The sequence below is a fragment of the Pseudomonas sp. App30 genome (assembly GCF_047947025.1).
Classification (GTDB): Bacteria; Pseudomonadota; Gammaproteobacteria; order Pseudomonadales; family Pseudomonadaceae; genus Aquipseudomonas.
Genome location: NZ_CP133165.1, coordinates 4,050,501 through 4,066,635 on the forward strand (window position 1 = coordinate 4,050,501; position 16,135 = coordinate 4,066,635).

Consider the following 16,135-nt stretch of genomic DNA (forward strand, 5'->3'; position numbering starts at 1 on the left):
CAAGGCCCTTGCGCCGGCGGTTCCGTGAAGGTTGCGCCCGGCGGGCTTTGGCCGACTTTGACGGCTGTGTATACTGGCCGACATTTTAACGCCCTGGAACCTGCTGATGGCCGATCACCTGCTTCAATTCGCCACAAATCACTATCTGCTCGTCGGCGCTTTCGCCATCCTGCTGATCATGCTGCTCGCGCTGGAAGCCAGCCGTGGCGGCAAGAGCCTGAGCCCGCGTGAACTGACTGCACTGGTCAATGCCGAGCAGGCCGTGGTCATCGACATCCGCGCCAAGAAAGACTACGCCAGCGGCCACATCGTCGGCGCCCTGAACATTCCCCAGGACAAGCTGGCCTCGCGCATGGCCGAGCTGGAAAAGCACAAGGGCAAGACCCTGATCATCGTCGACAGCCTGGGCCAGCACGCCGGCACTACCGCGCGCGAGCTGCTGAAGGCGGGCTATACCGCGGCCAAACTGTCAGGTGGTGTTTCCAGCTGGCGCGCTGACAATCTTCCACTGGTAAAGTGAAATGAGCCACGTCGTCGTCTACTCCAGCGATTGGTGCCCCTACTGCATGCGGGCCAAGGCCCTGCTGGAAAGCAAGGGCGTTGCCTTCGAAGAAATCCGCGTCGACGGCCAGCCACAAGTGCGCGCCGCCATGGCCCAGAAGGCCGGGCGCACCTCGGTCCCGCAAATCTGGATCGGCGAGCAGCACGTCGGCGGCTGTGACGACCTGTACGCACTGGAGCGCGCCGGCAAGCTCGACGCGCTGCTCAAGGCCTGAATTCAAACCACGTTACGACCTTAATGTAAGAAGGATCTGCGATGACTGATCAACCGAACAACGGCGCGGCAAACGACGAAGCCAACGCCCCGCAATTCTCCCTGCAGCGCATCTACGTGCGTGACCTGTCGTTCGAAGCGCCGAAAAGCCCGGCCATCTTCCGCCAGCAGTGGGAGCCAAGCGTTGCCCTGGACCTGAACACTCGCCAGAAGGCGCTGGAAGAAGGTTTCCACGAGGTCGTGCTGACCCTGTCGGTCACCGTCAAGAACGGCGAGGAAGTGGCCTTCATCGCTGAAGTGCAGCAGGCCGGTATCTTCCTGATCAAGAACCTGGACGACGCCTCCCTGAGCCACACCCTGGGTGCCTTCTGTCCGAACATCCTGTTCCCGTACGCGCGCGAAACCCTGGACAGCCTGGTTGTTCGTGGCTCGTTCCCGGCGCTGATGCTGGCCCCGGTCAACTTCGACGCCCTGTACGCGCAAGAGCTGCAACGCATGCAGGAAGCCGGCGACGCGCCGAAGCCTTCGCTGCAGTAAGGCTTGCCGCAACGAAAAAGCGCCCCTCGGGGCGCTTTTTTGTGGCTACAAGGTCAGGCGAAGCCCAACTGGCGCCACGCCTCGTACACCGCGATGGCCACGGTGTTCGACAGGTTCAGGCTGCGGCAGCCTTCACGCATCGGCAGGCGCAGGCGTTGGTCGCTGCCCAGCGGGTCCAGCACCTCGGGCGGCAGGCCGCGGCTTTCCGGGCCGAACAGGAAGGCGTCGCCGTCGGCGAAGCTCACCTCGTGGAACGGCTTGGAGCCCTTGGTGGTGAACGCGAACAGCCGCGGGTTGCCCAGGCTTTCCAGGCAGCTGGCAAGGTCGGCGTGGCGCTTGAGCGTGGCGTACTCGTGGTAGTCCAGGCCGGCGCGGCGCAGGCGCTTGTCATCGAGCTCGAAGCCGATCGGTTCGATCAAGTGCAGGTGGCAGCCACTGTTGGCGCACAGCCGTATAATGTTGCCTGTATTGGGCGGTATCTCTGGTTGAAAAAGGATGACGTGAAACATGCACGGCTCCGAACTGAAAGACGGGCAGCATTCTACCCCTGAACCGGACCCGCGTCCGAGCCTGTTCCCGCGGGTGATGTTCTCGTTGGCGATTATCGGCCTGATGGTGGGGCTGATGATCGGCAAGCTCACCAACCCCGAAGTGCTGGAACTGGTGAAAATCGAGCCACAACCGGCGGCGCTGGTGTTCTGGTTCACGGGCGAACCCAAGGTGCAGACCACCACGGTGGACGGGGCGCTGGTGGTGCAATTCGAGGCTCACGGCCTGACCCGCAACGGCCAGGTGGATATCAACGGCAAGAAGGCCAACTGGCGCACCCAGCCAGGCGAGAACGGCCTGTTGTTGAACGTGGTGGCGGCGCGGCCCTTGCACGGTGATATCAGTGGGGAAGAAGAGGATGGGCGCTGGAGGCTGAAGCTCAGCCTCCGGGAGGAATAAAAGAGGGAATCCCCGGCCTGCCTGTACCAAGGTCCCCAAAACGGGAGGGGGCGCAACGCTCGTCGAGTGCTGCGCGCCCCGTTGTAAAGAAGGGGAATCCCCGGCCTGCCTGTACCAAGGTCCCCAAAACGGGTGTGGGACCGCAACCCTCGTCGAGTGCTGCGCGTCCCGGCTGTAAAGAAGGGTTCCCCGGCCTGCCTGTACCAAGGACCCCAAAACTGGGCGTGTGTTTCTGTTCCTGCACTTACTACATTGCAGAGCGCGTGCCAGCTTTTGAAAAAATGCGCTCATGATGTTGCGAATTTGTGATCCGGCGGCCGCAAGCCTTGTATTTCGCGGGTTTGGCGATGAATGGCAATTTTCGGCGAGGTGTTTTTCAGGCCATTTTTGCTGGATCCAAGGGCAAAAACGCCTTGCGGCGGTGCACGCCAGGGCCACCATGCACAACCCCGTAGCAGCTGCCGAAGGCTGCGTCCGGGCGCAATACCGGGTTGGCTGGGGACGCAGCCTTCGGCAGCTGCTACGGGTAAAAAAAAACCGCCAGGGTCGCTGGCGGTTTTTTTTGCTGTAACGGGGTGGGTCAGGCGTCGTCGCCTTCGTCCTCGTCGCCGCCATCCACCTTCATGCCCAGTTCCTTGATCTTGCGGGTCAAGGTGTTGCGGCCCCAGCCCAGCAGCACGGCGGCGTCGCGGCGGCGGCCGGCGGTGTGCTTGAGGGCGGTCTCGATCATGATGCGCTCGAAGCTCGGCACGGCGCTGTCCAGCAGGCTGGACTGGCCACGGGCCAGGGCCTGGTCGGCCCATTGGCGCAGGGCCTGCTCCCAGTTGGTCACCGGCGCTGCGTCCTGCGGCAGGCTCAGCAGCTCGGGTGGCAGGTCGCCGATGTGCACTTCACGGCCCGAGGCCATCACGGTGATCCAGCGGCAGGTGTTCTCCAGCTGGCGCACGTTGCCGGGCCACGGCAGGTTCTTCAGGTATTCCTCGGTCTCGGCCTTCAGCAGCTTGGGCTCCACGGCCAGCTCCTGGGCGGCGCGGCTGAGGAAGTGCTTGGCCAGGGTCGGGATGTCTTCACGGCGGTCCGACAGGCGCGGAATGTGGATGCGGATCACGTTCAGGCGGTGGAACAAGTCCTCGCGGAACTTGCCGGCGTGTACCAGGGTTTCCAGGTTCTGGTGGGTGGCGGCGATGATGCGCACGTCGACCTTCACCGGGGTGTGGCCGCCCACGCGGTAGAACTCGCCGTCGGCCAGCACGCGCAGCAGGCGGGTCTGGGTGTCGGCCGGCATGTCGCCGATCTCGTCGAGGAACAGCGTGCCGCCGTCGGCCTGCTCGAAGCGGCCGCGGCGCAGGTTGGCAGCGCCGGTGAACGCGCCTTTCTCATGGCCGAACAGCTCGGATTCCATCAGGTCCTTGGGAATGGCGGCCATGTTCAGGGCAATGAACGGCGAGGCCGCGCGCGGGCTGTGACGGTGCAGGGCGTGGGCGACCAGCTCTTTACCCGTACCCGACTCACCGTTGATCAGCACGGTGATGTTGGAATGGCTGAGGCGGCCGATGGCGCGGAAGACTTCCTGCATGGCCGGCGCTTCGCCGATGATTTCCGGCGTGCGGGTCAGCGTCGGCACTTCGGTCAGGCCTTGTTGCTCCTGGGCGTGCTGGTTGGCGCGCTTGACCAGGGCCACGGCCTCGTCCACGTCGAACGGCTTGGGCAGGTATTCGAACGCACCGCCCTGGTACGACGCCACGGCGCTGTCCAGGTCCGAATGGGCGGTCATGATGATGACCGGCAGGCGCGGGTGCGATTCGCGGATGCGCGCCAGCAGGTCCAGGCCACTGGCGCCGGGCATGCGGATGTCGGAGATGATCACGTCCGGCTGCTGGCGGGCCAGGCGGCTCATGACGCCATCGGCACTGTCGAAGCTCTGGGTGGTCATGCCTTCCTGCTGCAAGGCCTTTTCCAGCACCCAACGGATGGAACGGTCGTCATCGACGATCCAGACAGTTTCACTACGACTCATGACGAAGCGGCTCCTTGTTCCAGCGGCAGGAAGATCGAGAAAGTGGTGTGGCCGGGGTGGCTTTCACACTCGATCAGCCCCTGGTGCTGGCTGATGATGTTCTGGGTAATGGCAAGGCCAAGGCCTGTACCGTCCGGGCGCCCGCTGACCATCGGGTAGAAGATGGTCTCCTGGAGCTCGGCCGGTATACCGGGTCCGTTGTCGGTAATTTCGATTTTGGTCACCAGCCGGTGGCGGGTGTGGCCAATGGTGAACTGGCGCATGGTGCGCGTGCGCAGGCTGATGCGGCCCAGGCGCAACTCGTTCTGGCCGCTGATGGCCTGCATGGCGTTGCGCACGATATTGAGCACGGCCTGGATCATCTGCTCGCGGTCGATCAACACGTCGGGAATGCTGGGGTCGTAGTCGCGCACCAGGGTGATGCCGCCCTGGGCTTCTGCTTCCACCAGGCTGGACACGCGCTCCAGCACCTCGTGCACGTTGGTCATGGCCAGCGACGGCAGCTTGTTGGAACCGAGCATGCGGTCCACCAGGTTGCGCAGGCGGTCGGCCTCTTCAATGATGACGTTGGTGTAGTCCTTCAGGCTCTCCTCGGGCAGCTCCCGGGCCAGCAGCTGCGCGGCGCCACGGATGCCGCCCAGCGGGTTCTTGATCTCGTGGGCCAGGCCGCGCACCAGCATCTTGGTGGTTTCCTGCTTGGACAGCTGGGCCTCTTCCTTGGTGATGCGCAGCAGCCGGTCACGGGGGTGCACTTCGAGCAGCAGCAGGGTCTGGCCGTTGTTGAGAATCGGCGTTACCGCGTAGTCCACGGTCAGGGTCTGGCCGGTGAGCGCGGTGAGCATGGCCTCGCGCTTGGTGAACGGGTGGGCCTGTTCCACGGCCTGGCGCAGGGAGTTGAGGGCCTCGGCCGACTCGGTGAACAGCTCGCTGATGAACTGCCCATGGCTGCGCTGGCCGCTGATGGCCAGGAGCATTTCCGCGGCCGGGTTCATGTACTCCAGGCGCAGCTCGGCGTTGAGCAGGATGGTGGCAGTGGTCAGGTTGTCCAGAAGCAGTCGGTGCAGTGCATCACTGATGGTCATTAGCTGTCGTTGACCTCTTTTGGCCCATTGCCGCAGGAGCGCGGGTCCTTGGCGGCGCGGGCTGGTAATCCGCTGATACACCTTAAAATGCAAGAACTAAACCAAAGCTCCGAAAAGAAGCGCGGCCGGCGGAAAATGGCGCTTTCACTGCTCATTAAATGACGCAGCGGGCAGGGTCTCGTTCAGGATTGACCCAAAATGGGATGTTCGTCCGACTTTACCGGTTCTATTCGCACCAAAATAGAGCGGATGCGGAAACTATAGCGGCTGGATGTGTCATTCGCTGTCTTCGTCGTCGGCGGGCTTGTCGGCGAGCGGGCATTCGGGGCGCACGCCGTAGTCCTCGGTCTTGCAGGGGTTGTTGCGGCGCTTCTGGATCAGCGAGATGCGTTGCATGTGGAACGGCTGGGCCGGGGTGCGTTCGATCACGGTTTCATGGTTGTCGATGATCTCCGCTGCAAGCTGGTGCGTGCCGCGGTCGACGTTCTTCAGCGCGAACACCGGGCTTACCGCGGGGCCGGCGACCACGTTGCCGTCCATCAGCAGGCGGTAGCCGTGGTTAGCCATCAGCGGCGGGTCGCTGGTGATGGTCACGATCATGTTGCCGGAAGCGTCATGGATGCTGGCGTCCGGTTCCGGAATGAGGATACGCAGCATGTCGTAGTGGCTCACGGGCTGCTTCCTGGCCAGCTTGCGCGCCGGGGTGGGCAGCACCGGGGTGGCGCTCATGCTGTTGCTGGGCCGCACGTCCACCACGGTGGCGTTGGCGTGGGGCTTGTCGGTGTAGACGCGGTTACCCTGGGCATCGATGTAGGTGTAGACCTGGGCCATGGCCGATGCGCTCAGCACCAGCAATGCAAGGCCCGACAGCAGGCGGTTCATGGGCGTTTTCCGGCGGGTGGCAGGTGGTAGCGCTGCAGGGTGAAGGTGACCGTGGGGCTTTGCTGCACCACCTTGTCATTGAACAGCACTTGCACGGCCAGGCTGTGGTCGCCGCGGTCGATGTTCACCAGTTGCAGGCGTGGCACGTTGGTGGGCTGGCCGTAGGGCTGGTCGTCGAGCAGCAGGCGCAAGCGGTGGATGTCGCGCAGGCGCGGGTCGATCAGCACGCCCACGGTGAAGGTGCCGTTGTTGGCGCGCAGCGCTTCGTCGCTGGGGATGTCGGTGAGCTGCAAGGTGTTGTAGGCGTGCTGGGGCTGGTTGCTGCGAGGGCTGCGCGGCACCGGCACCATGGGCGCAATGGGGGCCTGCGGTTCCACGCTGTTGAGCGGTGGCAGTTCCACGGTCTGCGAGCGGGTGCCGTCGGGCGGCTGGTTGGAGTAAGCGGTGTTGCCTTCGGCGTCGGTGTATTTGTAGATCTGCGCGAAAGCGGGCAACGCCATCAGCACCAGTACCCAGATAAGGCATGAGCGCATGAACGCATCCTGTCGGTTCATGGAAGGAACGGCCTTGCGGCCCAGGTGCCAGCATAGAACAGAATGGCCGACGGATGGTTTCGGCTTTGTAGCAACGTGCCGGGCTCACGTAGCAGCTGCCGAAGGCTGCGTCCGAGGGCGCTGGGGTTTGCCTGTCATCCAGCGGTGCCTGTGACGCGGCCTGCGGCCGCTGCTACGGGCGCGTCAGGAAGGGCTGGCGCACAACTCGCCGGTGGCCCGCACCAGCGCCGTGCGCTGCAGCGCATCAGCCTTGCGCGCCTCGATGGCGCTGGCCACCCAGCGTGGGCACTGCGGGTCGGCGCGCGACGGCGCGAACGCCGCCAGGCGCTCCAGCAGCTGCTTCTGCAGCACGTCCAGCTGCGGGCGGATCTCCTTGGCCAGGTCTACCCGTGGCGTATCAGGCGCGGCGCCTTTGGCGTTCCACTGGGTCAGCAGGCCGTACTGCACCAGCTTGTTGGCCTCGATCTGCGCGGCGAAGAACTGTTCGGCCAGGGCGCCATCCACCTTGTACTCGGCGGCCAGCTTGCCAGCGCCGGCGATCACGTCGCGCTCGCGCGGGGCGTCGAGCACCGGCTTGTGGTTGTCCCATTTGGTCAGGGCGACCTTGGGGGCGATGTCCAGGCGTTGTTGCACGCTGTCCAGCAGCGGCGCGAGGGTGGCGGGCGGCGCGGCGAAGGCAGCGCTGGAGAACAGGGTGGCGGTGAGCAGCAGGGTTCTACGCATTGTCGTACTCATGTTGTTATTGGTGACGAACGGTAGGGGCCGATTCTAGCGGCCAGGGGGTTCCGGCGGGCATAAAAAAAGCCTCCCGAAGGAGGCCTTTTTCAAATCACGCGGCTTGCGCCAGCGTCACTGGATCAGCAGCTGTAGTACAGCTCGTATTCCAGTGGGTGCACGAAGGTGCGCACCTTGATTTCTTCTTCGCTTTTCAGGGCGATGTAAGCGTCGATGAAGTCGTCGCTGAAAACGCCGCCTTTGGTCAGGAACGCACGACCTTTGTCCAGCTCTTCCAGGGCTTCTTTCAGGCTGCCGCAAACTTGTGGGATCTCTTTCGCCTCTTCAGGCGGCAGGTCGTACAGGTTTTTGTCAGCGGCGTCGCCAGGGTGGATTTTGTTCTGGATACCGTCCAGGCCGGCCATCAGCAGTGCTGCGAAGGCCAGGTATGGGTTGGCAGCCGGATCCGGGAAGCGTGCTTCGATACGACGGCCGCGTGGGCTGTTGACGTAAGGAATACGGATCGAAGCCGAACGGTTGCGAGCCGAGTAGGCCAGCATGACTGGAGCTTCGAAGCCTGGGACCAGACGCTTGTACGAGTTGGTCGCCGGGTTGGTGAAGCCGTTCAGGGCCTTACCGTGCTTGATGATACCGCCGATGAAGTACAGGGCGGTGTCGGACAGGCCGGCATAGCCTTCGCCAGCGAAGGTGTTCTTGCCATCTTTGGCGATGGACATGTGTACGTGCATACCCGAGCCGTTGTCGCCGTACAGTGGCTTAGGCATGAAGGTAGCGGTACGGCCGTAGGCGTCGGCAACGTTGTGCACAACGTACTTCAGGGTCTGGACTTCGTCGGCCTTCTTCACCAGGGTGTTGAACTTGACGCCGATTTCGTTCTGGCCAGCAGTTGCCACTTCGTGGTGGTGAACTTCAACGACCTGGCCCATCTCTTCCAGTGCGTTGCACATGGCGGTACGGATTTCGTGGTCGTGGTCGAACGGAGGAACTGGGAAGTAGCCGCCTTTCACGCCTGGACGGTGGCCTTTGTTACCGCCTTCCACGTCCTGGTCGGACATCCACGAACCTTGTTCCGAGTAGATCTTGAACATGGAACCGGAGATGTCGGACTTGAACTTCACTTCGTCGAAGATGAAGAATTCTGGCTCTGGGCCGGCGAACACGGTGTCACCGATACCGGTCGACTTCAGGTATTCTTCGGCGCGGTGGGCGATGGCGCGCGGGTCGCGATCGTAGCCTTGCATGGTCGAAGGTTCGATGATGTCGCAGACCAGGATCAGGGTCGGCTCTTCGGTGAACGGGTCCAGGACGGCAGTTTCGTCGTCCGGCAGCAGGATCATGTCGGAGGCTTCGATGCCTTTCCAACCAGCGATGGAGGAACCGTCGAACATCTTGCCGACTTCGAAGAAGTCGTCTTCCAGCGCGTCACGGGCTGGCATGGTGACGTGGTGCTGGGTGCCCTTGGTGTCCGTGAAGCGCAGATCAATCCACTTGACGTCATGATCTTTGATGAGTTGAACCGACTTCGACATGTTGTCCTCCGGGGTGAATAAGGGCTGGTAGTGGTTAGCCCTGTAATTTGGGTGATGCCGGGCGCGAATAGTCTGCCAAGGCAACCTGCCTCACAAGGGAGCAATTTGCATGCCAGTGCCCCGAGATGGGTTTTTTGCCCCAAACCCAAGCATTTCGGCCTGTTTTCGGCAAAATGCGCCGATTTGCCGCACTGTTTTGAAGCGCTAGCAATCCTTAAGGCACCATAAAGGTGCACTGAAAACCTTCTGTACGATAACTGGTTAAAAGCTGAGCAATTTCCGCTATAATCCTGCCCCCCCTTTTTCGGCTGGCACCTCGCGCGCTGTTTTTCATGAAACTAATCGTAAAAGTCTTCCCAGAAATCACCATCAAGAGCCGGCCCGTTCGGAAGAACTTCATTCGCCAGCTCGCCAAGAACATCCGCGTCGTGCTCCGTGAACTGGACCCGAAGCTGGTGGTGGATGGCGTGTGGGACAACCTCACCGTTGTCACCCGCATCGAAGATGCGAAAATCCAGCGCGAGATGATCGAGCGCCTCAAGTGCGTGCCCGGCATCACCCATTTCCTGCAGGTGGATGAATACCCACTGGGCGACATGGATGACCTGGTCGCCCAGTGCAAGCAGCACTTCGGCCACCTGCTGGCAGGCAAGATGTTCGCCGTGCGCTGCAAGCGCGCCGGCAAGCACACCTTCAGCTCCATGGACGTGGACCGTTATGTTGGCAGCCAATTGCGCCAGCAGTGCGGCGCCGCCGGCATCGAGCTGCGCACCCCGGACGTGGAAGTGCGCCTGGAGATCCGCGACAAGCGCGTGTTCATCATCCACAGCCAGCACCAGGGCATCGGCGGCTACCCGCTGGGCTCGCTGGAGCAGACCCTGGTACTGATGTCCGGTGGCTTCGACTCCACCGTAGCCGCCTACCAGATGATGCGCCGCGGCCTGATGACCCACTTCTGCTTCTTCAACCTGGGCGGCCGTGCCCACGAGCTGGGCGTGATGGAAGTCGCCCACTTCCTGTGGAAAAAATACGGCAGCTCCCAGCGCGTGCTGTTCATCAGCATCCCGTTCGAGGAAGTGGTGGGCGAGCTGCTGGGCAAGGTCGACAACAGCCACATGGGCGTGATTCTCAAGCGCATGATGCTGCGCGCCGCCAGCCGCATGGCCGATCGTCTGCAAATTGATGCCTTGGTAACCGGCGAGGCCATCTCGCAAGTGTCGAGCCAGACGCTTCCGAACCTCTCGGTGATCAGTGCGGCAACCGACAAGCTGCTGCTGCGTCCATTGCTTGCCAGCCATAAGCAGGACATCATTGACCAGGCCAACGAAATCGGCACCGCCGACTTCGCCAAGCACATGCCTGAATATTGCGGGGTGATTTCGGTCAACCCCACCACCAAGGCCAAGCCCCACCGCGTCGCCTATGAAGAACAGCAGTTCGACATGGCCGTGCTGGAGCGGGCCCTGGAACGCGCCAAGCTCGTTTCCATCGACAATGTGATCGATGAATTGGGCCAGGACATCGAAATCGAGGAAGTCGCCCAGGCCCTGGCCGGGCAGGTGATCATCGACATTCGGCATCCGGACGCCCAGGAAGACGAGCCCCTTGAACTCGAAGGCATCGAGGTCAAGGCACTGCCGTTCTATGCACTGAACAGCCGTTTCAAGGAACTGGACCCCACCCGTCAGTACCTGCTGTATTGCGACAAAGGCGTGATGAGTCGCCTGCATGCCCACCACTTGCTCAGTGAGGGACATGCCAATGTGCGCGTTTATCGACCGAGCTAAGCGCCCGGGGCTGTTTGCCTGTGGCCTGCGTCACCGGCCCCCCGACGCCACCGTAAAGCTGTAACGGCTTTGCGGGACTCTAAGTCAAATCGCTGTCACAACCTGTCAGCACACCGAATCCTCTGATCGAGATACACAAGTGATCGAAAATCTACGTAACATCGCCATCATCGCTCACGTTGACCATGGTAAAACCACCCTGGTAGACAAACTGCTGCGTCAATCGGGCACCCTGGAGCGCAACGAGCTCAACGACGAGCGCGTGATGGACTCCAACGACCAGGAGAAAGAGCGCGGTATTACCATTCTGGCGAAGAACACCGCCATCAACTGGAATGGCTACCACATCAACATCGTCGACACCCCCGGCCACGCCGACTTCGGCGGTGAAGTAGAACGCGTTATGTCGATGGTCGACTCCGTTCTGCTGCTGGTTGACGCTCAAGACGGCCCTATGCCGCAAACTCGCTTCGTGACCAAGAAGGCCTTCGAAGCCGGTCTGAAGCCGATCGTCGTGATCAACAAGATCGACCGTCCGGGCGCGCGTCCTGATTGGGTTCTGGACCAGATCTTCGATCTGTTCGACAACCTGGGTGCCACCGACGAACAGCTGGACTTCAAAGTCGTCTACGCCTCGGCCATCAACGGCATCGCCGGCCTGGACCACACCGACATGGCCGAAGACATGACCCCGCTGTACCAGGCGGTCGTGGATCACGTGCCAGCTCCAGCCGTCGACCGTGACGGCGCGTTCCAGATGCAGATCTCGGCTCTGGACTACAACAGCTTCCTGGGCGTCATCGGCGTTGGCCGTATCGCTCGCGGTCGCGTCAAGCCTAACACCCCGGTTGTGGCTATCAGCGCCGACGGCAAGCGCCGCAACGGTCGTATCCTGAAGCTGATGGGTCACCACGGCCTGCACCGCATCGACGTAGAAGAAGCCGCTGCCGGCGACATCGTCTGCATCAGCGGTTTCGACGAGCTGTTCATCTCCGACACCCTGTGCGACCCACTGACCGTCGAAGCCATGAAGCCGCTGACCGTCGACGAGCCAACCGTTTCCATGACCTTCCAGGTAAACGACTCGCCATTCTGCGGTAAAGAAGGCAAGTTCGTGACCTCGCGTAACATCAAGGACCGTCTGGACAAAGAGCTGCTGTACAACGTTGCACTGCGCGTTGAAGAAGGCGACTCGGCTGACAAGTTCAAGGTGTCGGGCCGTGGTGAGCTGCACCTGTCGGTACTGATCGAAACCATGCGTCGCGAAGGCTTCGAGCTGGCCCTGGGCCGTCCGGAAGTGATCATTCGCGAAGTCGACGGCGTCAAGCAAGAGCCGTTCGAAAACGTGACCATCGACATCCCTGAAGAAGCTCAGGGCAAGGTCATGGAAGAGATGGGCCTGCGTAAAGGCGACCTGACCAACATGGTGCCGGATGGCAAGGGCCGTGTTCGTCTGGAATACAACATCCCTGCTCGCGGCCTGATTGGTTTCCGTAACCAGTTCCTGACCCTGACCAACGGTGCTGGCATCCTGACCTCGATCTTCGACCGTTACGACACCGTCAAGTCGGGCCACATGTCCGGCCGTTCGAACGGCGTTCTGGTTTCGGTTGAAACCGGCAAGGCTCTGACCTACTCGCTGGAAACCCTGCAGGCTCGTGGCAAGCTGTTCGTGGAACACGGCCAGGAGATCTACAACGGTCAAATCGTCGGCCAGAACAGCCGCGACAACGACCTGGGCGTGAACCCTACCAAGGGCAAGAAGCTCGACAACATGCGTGCTTCGGGTAAAGACGAAACCATCGCCCTGGTTCCACCTGTTCGCTTCACCCTGGAACAGGCCCTGGAATACATCCAGGAAGACGAGCTGTGCGAAGTCACTCCTAAGTCCATCCGTCTTCGCAAGAAGATCCTGGACGAAAGCGAGCGTACCCGCGCTGCCAAGAAAGCCAAGGCTTGATCTAGCTTTCGCTGAATGAAAAACGCCCCCGGTCGAAAGGCCGGGGGCGTTTTTTTATGTCTTTACAAATCTGTAGTCGCAACACGCTTATGTGGGAGCTGGCTTGCCAGCGAGCTGTTGATGCCCAAAAAGCTCGCTGGCAAGCCAGCTCCCACAGGCGGTTTAGAACGTCGCGGGCTTTGGCTTGTACGCGCAATACCCAGGCCGCGGGCCTACGCGCGGGTGGTTGCGGCAGGTATCCGGGCGCTTGTCGTAGATGGTGCACAGGCGGCTCTTGCGGTCCAGGTACAGGCAGTCGTTGTTGCTCATGCGCTGCAGGGTGAAGATGCCCGACTTCTGGTTGAAGCGCTCGACGATGCCGTCCTTCTGCAGGCGCTTGGCGATGTTCTTCGGCGGGTCGCCCAGTTCGAATTCGTCCACCACGCCGATGCGTACCAGATCCTTGATCTTCACCTCCACGGGCAGGGTGCAGCAGGTCGACATGCAGGCGCCGCACATGGGCTGGGTGAATTTCTGCCAGGTCTCCAGGCGGTCGACTTCGGCAGCGGCTATCAGGGTGGTCTTCATCGGGTTCGGTTTTTCGGGGTAATCGGGCGCGCGATGATACCGGGACTGGTGAAATTGTGAACAACCATTTGCCGGTTTCACCCGCGGGTGTTTCGTGGTTCTTACAGAAAAGCGCGAACCTGGCCTTTCACCTCCTGTCGAACCGTCTAGGCTCAGACAACCCCATCCTAAAAATCCGTCAACTTCCCCGAGGACGCATCAATGTCTCAGGAACCGCTTGTCCGTGACGCAGAGGTGGCCGAATTTCGCGCCGCTGTACTCGCAAAACTCACATACGCGGTAGGTAAGGACCCGGATCATGCCTTTGATCACGACTGGTTCGAAGCCATCGCCCTGGCGGCCCGCGACCATATGGTCGAGCACTGGATGGACCACACCCGGCAGATCTACCGCAAGGCGCAGAAGCGGGTGTACTACCTGTCCCTGGAATTCCTGATCGGCCGGCTGCTGTACGACAGCCTCAGCAACCTGGGGCTGCTGGATATCGCCAAGGAGGCGCTCACCGACCTGGGCGTGGACCTGGAGCGCATCCGCCTGCTGGAGCCCGACGCGGCCCTGGGCAACGGCGGCCTGGGCCGGCTGGCGGCCTGCTTCATGGAGAGCATGTCGACCCTGGGCATCGCTGCCCACGGCTACGGCATTCGCTACGAACACGGGCTGTTCCGCCAGGCCATCGTCGACGGCTGGCAGCAGGAGCAGACCGAGAACTGGCTGGATTTCGGCAACCCCTGGGAGTTCGAGCGCCCCGAGGTGATCTACCCGATCAGCTTCGGCGGCCACGTGGAAACCGTGCAGGACGCCGGCGGCCAGCAGAAACAAGTGTGGTGGCCCGCCGAGACCGTGCGGGCGGTGGCGTATGACACGCCAGTAGTGGGCTGGCGCGGTTCCAGCGTGAATACCCTGCGGCTGTGGCGGGCGCGGGCCCTGGAGGAGCTGCACCTGGAACGCTTCAACGCCGGTGACCACCTGGGCGCCGTGGCCGAAGTGGCCCGCGCCGAAAGCATCTCGCGGGTACTCTACCCGGCCGACAGCACCGAGGCCGGCCAGGAGCTGCGCCTGCGCCAGGAATACTTCTTCGTCTCGGCCTCGCTGCAGGACCTGCTGCGCCGCCATCAGAACATCCACCCCTCGCTGCTGAACCTGGCCGACGGCGCCGCCATCCAGCTCAACGACACCCACCCCTCCATCGCCGTGGCCGAGCTGATGCGCCTGCTGGTGGACACCCACGGCCTGGCCTGGGACACCGCCTGGAACATCACCGTCAACACCCTGGCCTATACCAACCACACCCTGCTGCCCGAGGCGCTGGAAACCTGGCCGGTGGGCCTGATGGAGCGCATGCTGCCGCGGCACATGCAGATCATCTACCTGATCAACGCCTACCACATCGATTCGCTGCGGGCCAAAGGCATCCATGACTTCGACGTGCTGCGCGCGGTGTCGCTGATCGAGGAAGACAACGGCCGCCGCGTGCGCATGGGCAACCTGGCGTTCCTGGGCTCGCACAGCGTCAACGGCGTTTCGGCGCTGCACACCAAGCTGATGCGCAGTACCGTGTTCGCCGAAATGCACAAGCTGTACCCCGACCGCATCAACAACAAGACCAACGGCATCACCTTCCGCCGCTGGCTGTTCCAGTCCAACGGCGAGCTGACCTCGATGCTGGTGGATGCCCTGGGCGAGGACGTGCTCGACCATCCCGAGCAGCGCCTCAAGGACCTCGAACCCTTCGCCGACAAGCCCGAGTTCCGCAAACGTTTCGCCGCCCAGCGCCTGAGCAGCAAGAAGGCCCTGGCGCGCATCATCCAGGACCGCCTGGGCGTGGCCATCAACCCCGAGGCCATGTTCGACGTGCAGGTGAAGCGTATCCACGAGTACAAGCGCCAGTTGCTCAACCTGCTGCACACGGTGGCGCTGTACCAGGCCATTCGTGCCGAGCCGGGCACGCACTGGGTGCCGCGGGTGAAGATCTTCGCCGGCAAGGCGGCCGCCAGCTACCACCAGGCCAAGCTGATCATCAAGCTGGCCAACGACATCGCCCGCACCGTCAACAACGACCCCACCGTGCGCGGCCTGCTGAAGGTGGTGTTCCTGCCCAACTACAACGTCAGCCTGGCCGAAAGCATCATTCCGGCGGCCGACCTGTCCGAGCAGATCTCTACCGCCGGCTATGAGGCCTCGGGTACCAGCAACATGAAGTTCGGCCTCAATGGCGCGCTGACCATCGGCACCATGGACGGCGCCAACGTCGAGATGAGCGACCTGATCGGCACCGAGCACATGTTCATCTTCGGCCTGACCGCCCAGCAGGTCGAAGCGCGCAAGCGCGCCGGGGAGTTCAACGCCAGCGGTGACATCGCCGCGTCCCACCGCCTCAACGACGTGTTGCAGGCGATTCGCGGCGGGGTGTTCTCGCCGGACGATTCGTCGCGCTATGCCGGGCTGATCGACGGCCTGATCGCCTACGACCGTTTCCTGGTGTGCGCCGACTTCGACGCCTACTGGGACGCGCAGAAGCGCGTGGAAGACCTGTGGCACGACCCGGACCGCTGGTGGCGCTCGGCGGTGCTGAACACCGCGCGCACTGGCTGGTTCTCGTCCGACCGCACCATTCGCGAATACGCCGAGGAGATCTGGAAGGCGCTGGAGTAACGCGACTGCCGCAGCGACGCCGCCCGCGTAGCCGCTGCCGCAGGCTGCGCTGGCCCTCATGTACGCTGGAAATCTTCAGTGCACACCATGGCCAGCGCAGCCTGCGGCAG

General features: G+C 62.5%; 15 protein-coding genes. 7 read left to right on the forward strand and 8 right to left on the reverse strand.

Annotation, left to right across the window (positions count from 1 at the left end; translation table 11 throughout):
- Positions 1-106 precede the first annotated feature (106 nt).
- Genes RAM80_RS18975 through secB form a run of 3 tightly spaced genes read left to right on the forward strand, consistent with a single transcriptional unit; the run spans position 107 to position 1,312 of the window.
- A complete protein-coding gene (locus RAM80_RS18975) occupies positions 107-520 on the forward strand; it encodes a rhodanese-like domain-containing protein (RefSeq protein WP_416421993.1) in 414 nt (137 codons plus the stop codon).
- A 1-nt stretch (position 521) separates the two neighbouring features.
- The gene (gene grxC, locus RAM80_RS18980; RefSeq protein WP_416421994.1) at positions 522-776 is read left to right on the forward strand and encodes a glutaredoxin 3; all 255 of its coding nucleotides are present in this window, start codon (positions 522-524) and stop codon (positions 774-776) included.
- A 41-nt stretch (positions 777-817) separates the two neighbouring features.
- Positions 818-1,312 (forward strand): protein-export chaperone SecB, encoded by a 495-nt coding sequence (secB, locus tag RAM80_RS18985; RefSeq protein WP_416421995.1) that lies wholly within the window; start codon positions 818-820, stop codon positions 1,310-1,312.
- A 53-nt stretch (positions 1,313-1,365) separates the two neighbouring features.
- Here the strand turns inward: secB and trmL are convergent, their stop codons facing one another.
- Positions 1,366-1,821, reverse strand: a complete 456-nt coding sequence (gene trmL / locus RAM80_RS18990; protein ID WP_008367899.1) for a tRNA (uridine(34)/cytosine(34)/5-carboxymethylaminomethyluridine(34)-2'-O)-methyltransferase TrmL — start codon at positions 1,819-1,821, stop codon at positions 1,366-1,368.
- On the opposite strand from trmL, the gene RAM80_RS18995 reads away from it, so the two are divergent.
- Entirely contained in the window at positions 1,820-2,260 is a 441-nt protein-coding gene (locus RAM80_RS18995; protein WP_416421996.1) for a hypothetical protein, read from the forward strand. The genes trmL and RAM80_RS18995 overlap by 2 nt on opposite strands.
- A gap of 580 nt (positions 2,261-2,840) precedes the next feature.
- On the opposite strand, the gene ntrC is transcribed toward RAM80_RS18995, so the two are convergent.
- The 6 genes from ntrC to glnA form a co-directional block, all read right to left on the reverse strand.
- Positions 2,841-4,277: a nitrogen regulation protein NR(I) gene (ntrC, locus tag RAM80_RS19000; RefSeq protein WP_416421997.1), complete on the reverse strand. Its 1,437-nt coding sequence runs from the start codon at positions 4,275-4,277 to the stop codon at positions 2,841-2,843.
- Positions 4,274-5,359, reverse strand: coding sequence for a nitrogen regulation protein NR(II) (gene glnL / locus RAM80_RS19005; protein ID WP_416421998.1), 1,086 nt, complete (start codon positions 5,357-5,359; stop codon positions 4,274-4,276). Before glnL ends, ntrC begins: the two co-directional genes overlap by 4 nt.
- A 276-nt stretch (positions 5,360-5,635) precedes the next feature.
- Entirely contained in the window at positions 5,636-6,241 is a 606-nt protein-coding gene (locus RAM80_RS19010) for a DUF4124 domain-containing protein (protein WP_416421999.1), read from the reverse strand.
- On the reverse strand, positions 6,238-6,774 hold the full coding sequence (locus RAM80_RS19015; protein WP_416422000.1) for a DUF4124 domain-containing protein: 537 nt from the start codon (positions 6,772-6,774) through the stop codon (positions 6,238-6,240). Before RAM80_RS19015 ends, RAM80_RS19010 begins: the two co-directional genes overlap by 4 nt.
- A gap of 204 nt (positions 6,775-6,978) precedes the next feature.
- Positions 6,979-7,518, reverse strand: coding sequence for a chorismate mutase (locus tag RAM80_RS19020; RefSeq protein WP_416422001.1), 540 nt, complete (start codon positions 7,516-7,518; stop codon positions 6,979-6,981).
- Positions 7,519-7,652: 134 nt separating this feature from the next.
- Entirely contained in the window at positions 7,653-9,059 is a 1,407-nt protein-coding gene (gene glnA, locus RAM80_RS19025; RefSeq protein ID WP_416422002.1) for a glutamate--ammonia ligase, read from the reverse strand.
- A 332-nt stretch (positions 9,060-9,391) separates the two neighbouring features.
- Between glnA and thiI the strand changes: the two genes are divergently transcribed.
- Both thiI and typA read left to right on the forward strand, forming a co-directional pair.
- Positions 9,392-10,846 carry a tRNA uracil 4-sulfurtransferase ThiI gene (gene thiI, locus RAM80_RS19030; RefSeq protein WP_416422003.1) on the forward strand — a complete coding sequence of 485 codons (1,455 nt, stop codon included), beginning with the start codon at positions 9,392-9,394 and terminating at the stop codon, positions 10,844-10,846.
- Positions 10,847-10,985: 139 nt separating this feature from the next.
- Positions 10,986-12,806 carry a translational GTPase TypA gene (gene typA, locus RAM80_RS19035; RefSeq protein ID WP_027979873.1) on the forward strand — a complete coding sequence of 607 codons (1,821 nt, stop codon included), beginning with the start codon at positions 10,986-10,988 and terminating at the stop codon, positions 12,804-12,806.
- A 162-nt stretch (positions 12,807-12,968) separates the two neighbouring features.
- On the opposite strand, the gene RAM80_RS19040 is transcribed toward typA, so the two are convergent.
- Complete coding sequence (locus RAM80_RS19040; protein WP_416422004.1) at positions 12,969-13,373, reverse strand: YkgJ family cysteine cluster protein; 405 nt, start codon at positions 13,371-13,373, stop codon at positions 12,969-12,971.
- A gap of 201 nt (positions 13,374-13,574) precedes the next feature.
- Between RAM80_RS19040 and RAM80_RS19045 the strand changes: the two genes are divergently transcribed.
- On the forward strand, positions 13,575-16,025 hold the full coding sequence (locus tag RAM80_RS19045) for a glycogen/starch/alpha-glucan phosphorylase (protein WP_416422005.1): 2,451 nt from the start codon (positions 13,575-13,577) through the stop codon (positions 16,023-16,025).
- Positions 16,026-16,135: the final 110 nt, after the last annotated feature.

Bases quoted from the DNA above. Each gene is read 5' to 3' on its own strand.
- glnL (WP_416421998.1), bottom strand. From the start codon at position 5,359: ATGACCATCAGTGATGCACTGCACCGACTGCTTCTGGACAACCTGACC.
- RAM80_RS19015 (WP_416422000.1), bottom strand. From the start codon at position 6,774: ATGCGCTCATGCCTTATCTGGGTACTGGTGCTGATGGCGTTGCCCGCT.
- RAM80_RS19010 (WP_416421999.1), bottom strand. From the start codon at position 6,241: ATGAACCGCCTGCTGTCGGGCCTTGCATTGCTGGTGCTGAGCGCATCG.
- trmL (WP_008367899.1), bottom strand. From the start codon at position 1,821: ATGTTTCACGTCATCCTTTTTCAACCAGAGATACCGCCCAATACAGGC.
- RAM80_RS19020 (WP_416422001.1), bottom strand. From the start codon at position 7,518: ATGCGTAGAACCCTGCTGCTCACCGCCACCCTGTTCTCCAGCGCTGCC.
- glnA (WP_416422002.1), bottom strand. From the start codon at position 9,059: ATGTCGAAGTCGGTTCAACTCATCAAAGATCATGACGTCAAGTGGATT.
- RAM80_RS19040 (WP_416422004.1), bottom strand. From the start codon at position 13,373: ATGAAGACCACCCTGATAGCCGCTGCCGAAGTCGACCGCCTGGAGACC.
- thiI (WP_416422003.1), top strand. From the start codon at position 9,392: ATGAAACTAATCGTAAAAGTCTTCCCAGAAATCACCATCAAGAGCCGG.
- grxC (WP_416421994.1), top strand. From the start codon at position 522: ATGAGCCACGTCGTCGTCTACTCCAGCGATTGGTGCCCCTACTGCATG.
- RAM80_RS19045 (WP_416422005.1), top strand. From the start codon at position 13,575: ATGTCTCAGGAACCGCTTGTCCGTGACGCAGAGGTGGCCGAATTTCGC.
- RAM80_RS18995 (WP_416421996.1), top strand. From the start codon at position 1,820: ATGCACGGCTCCGAACTGAAAGACGGGCAGCATTCTACCCCTGAACCG.
- RAM80_RS18975 (WP_416421993.1), top strand. From the start codon at position 107: ATGGCCGATCACCTGCTTCAATTCGCCACAAATCACTATCTGCTCGTC.
- ntrC (WP_416421997.1), bottom strand. From the start codon at position 4,277: ATGAGTCGTAGTGAAACTGTCTGGATCGTCGATGACGACCGTTCCATC.
- secB (WP_416421995.1), top strand. From the start codon at position 818: ATGACTGATCAACCGAACAACGGCGCGGCAAACGACGAAGCCAACGCC.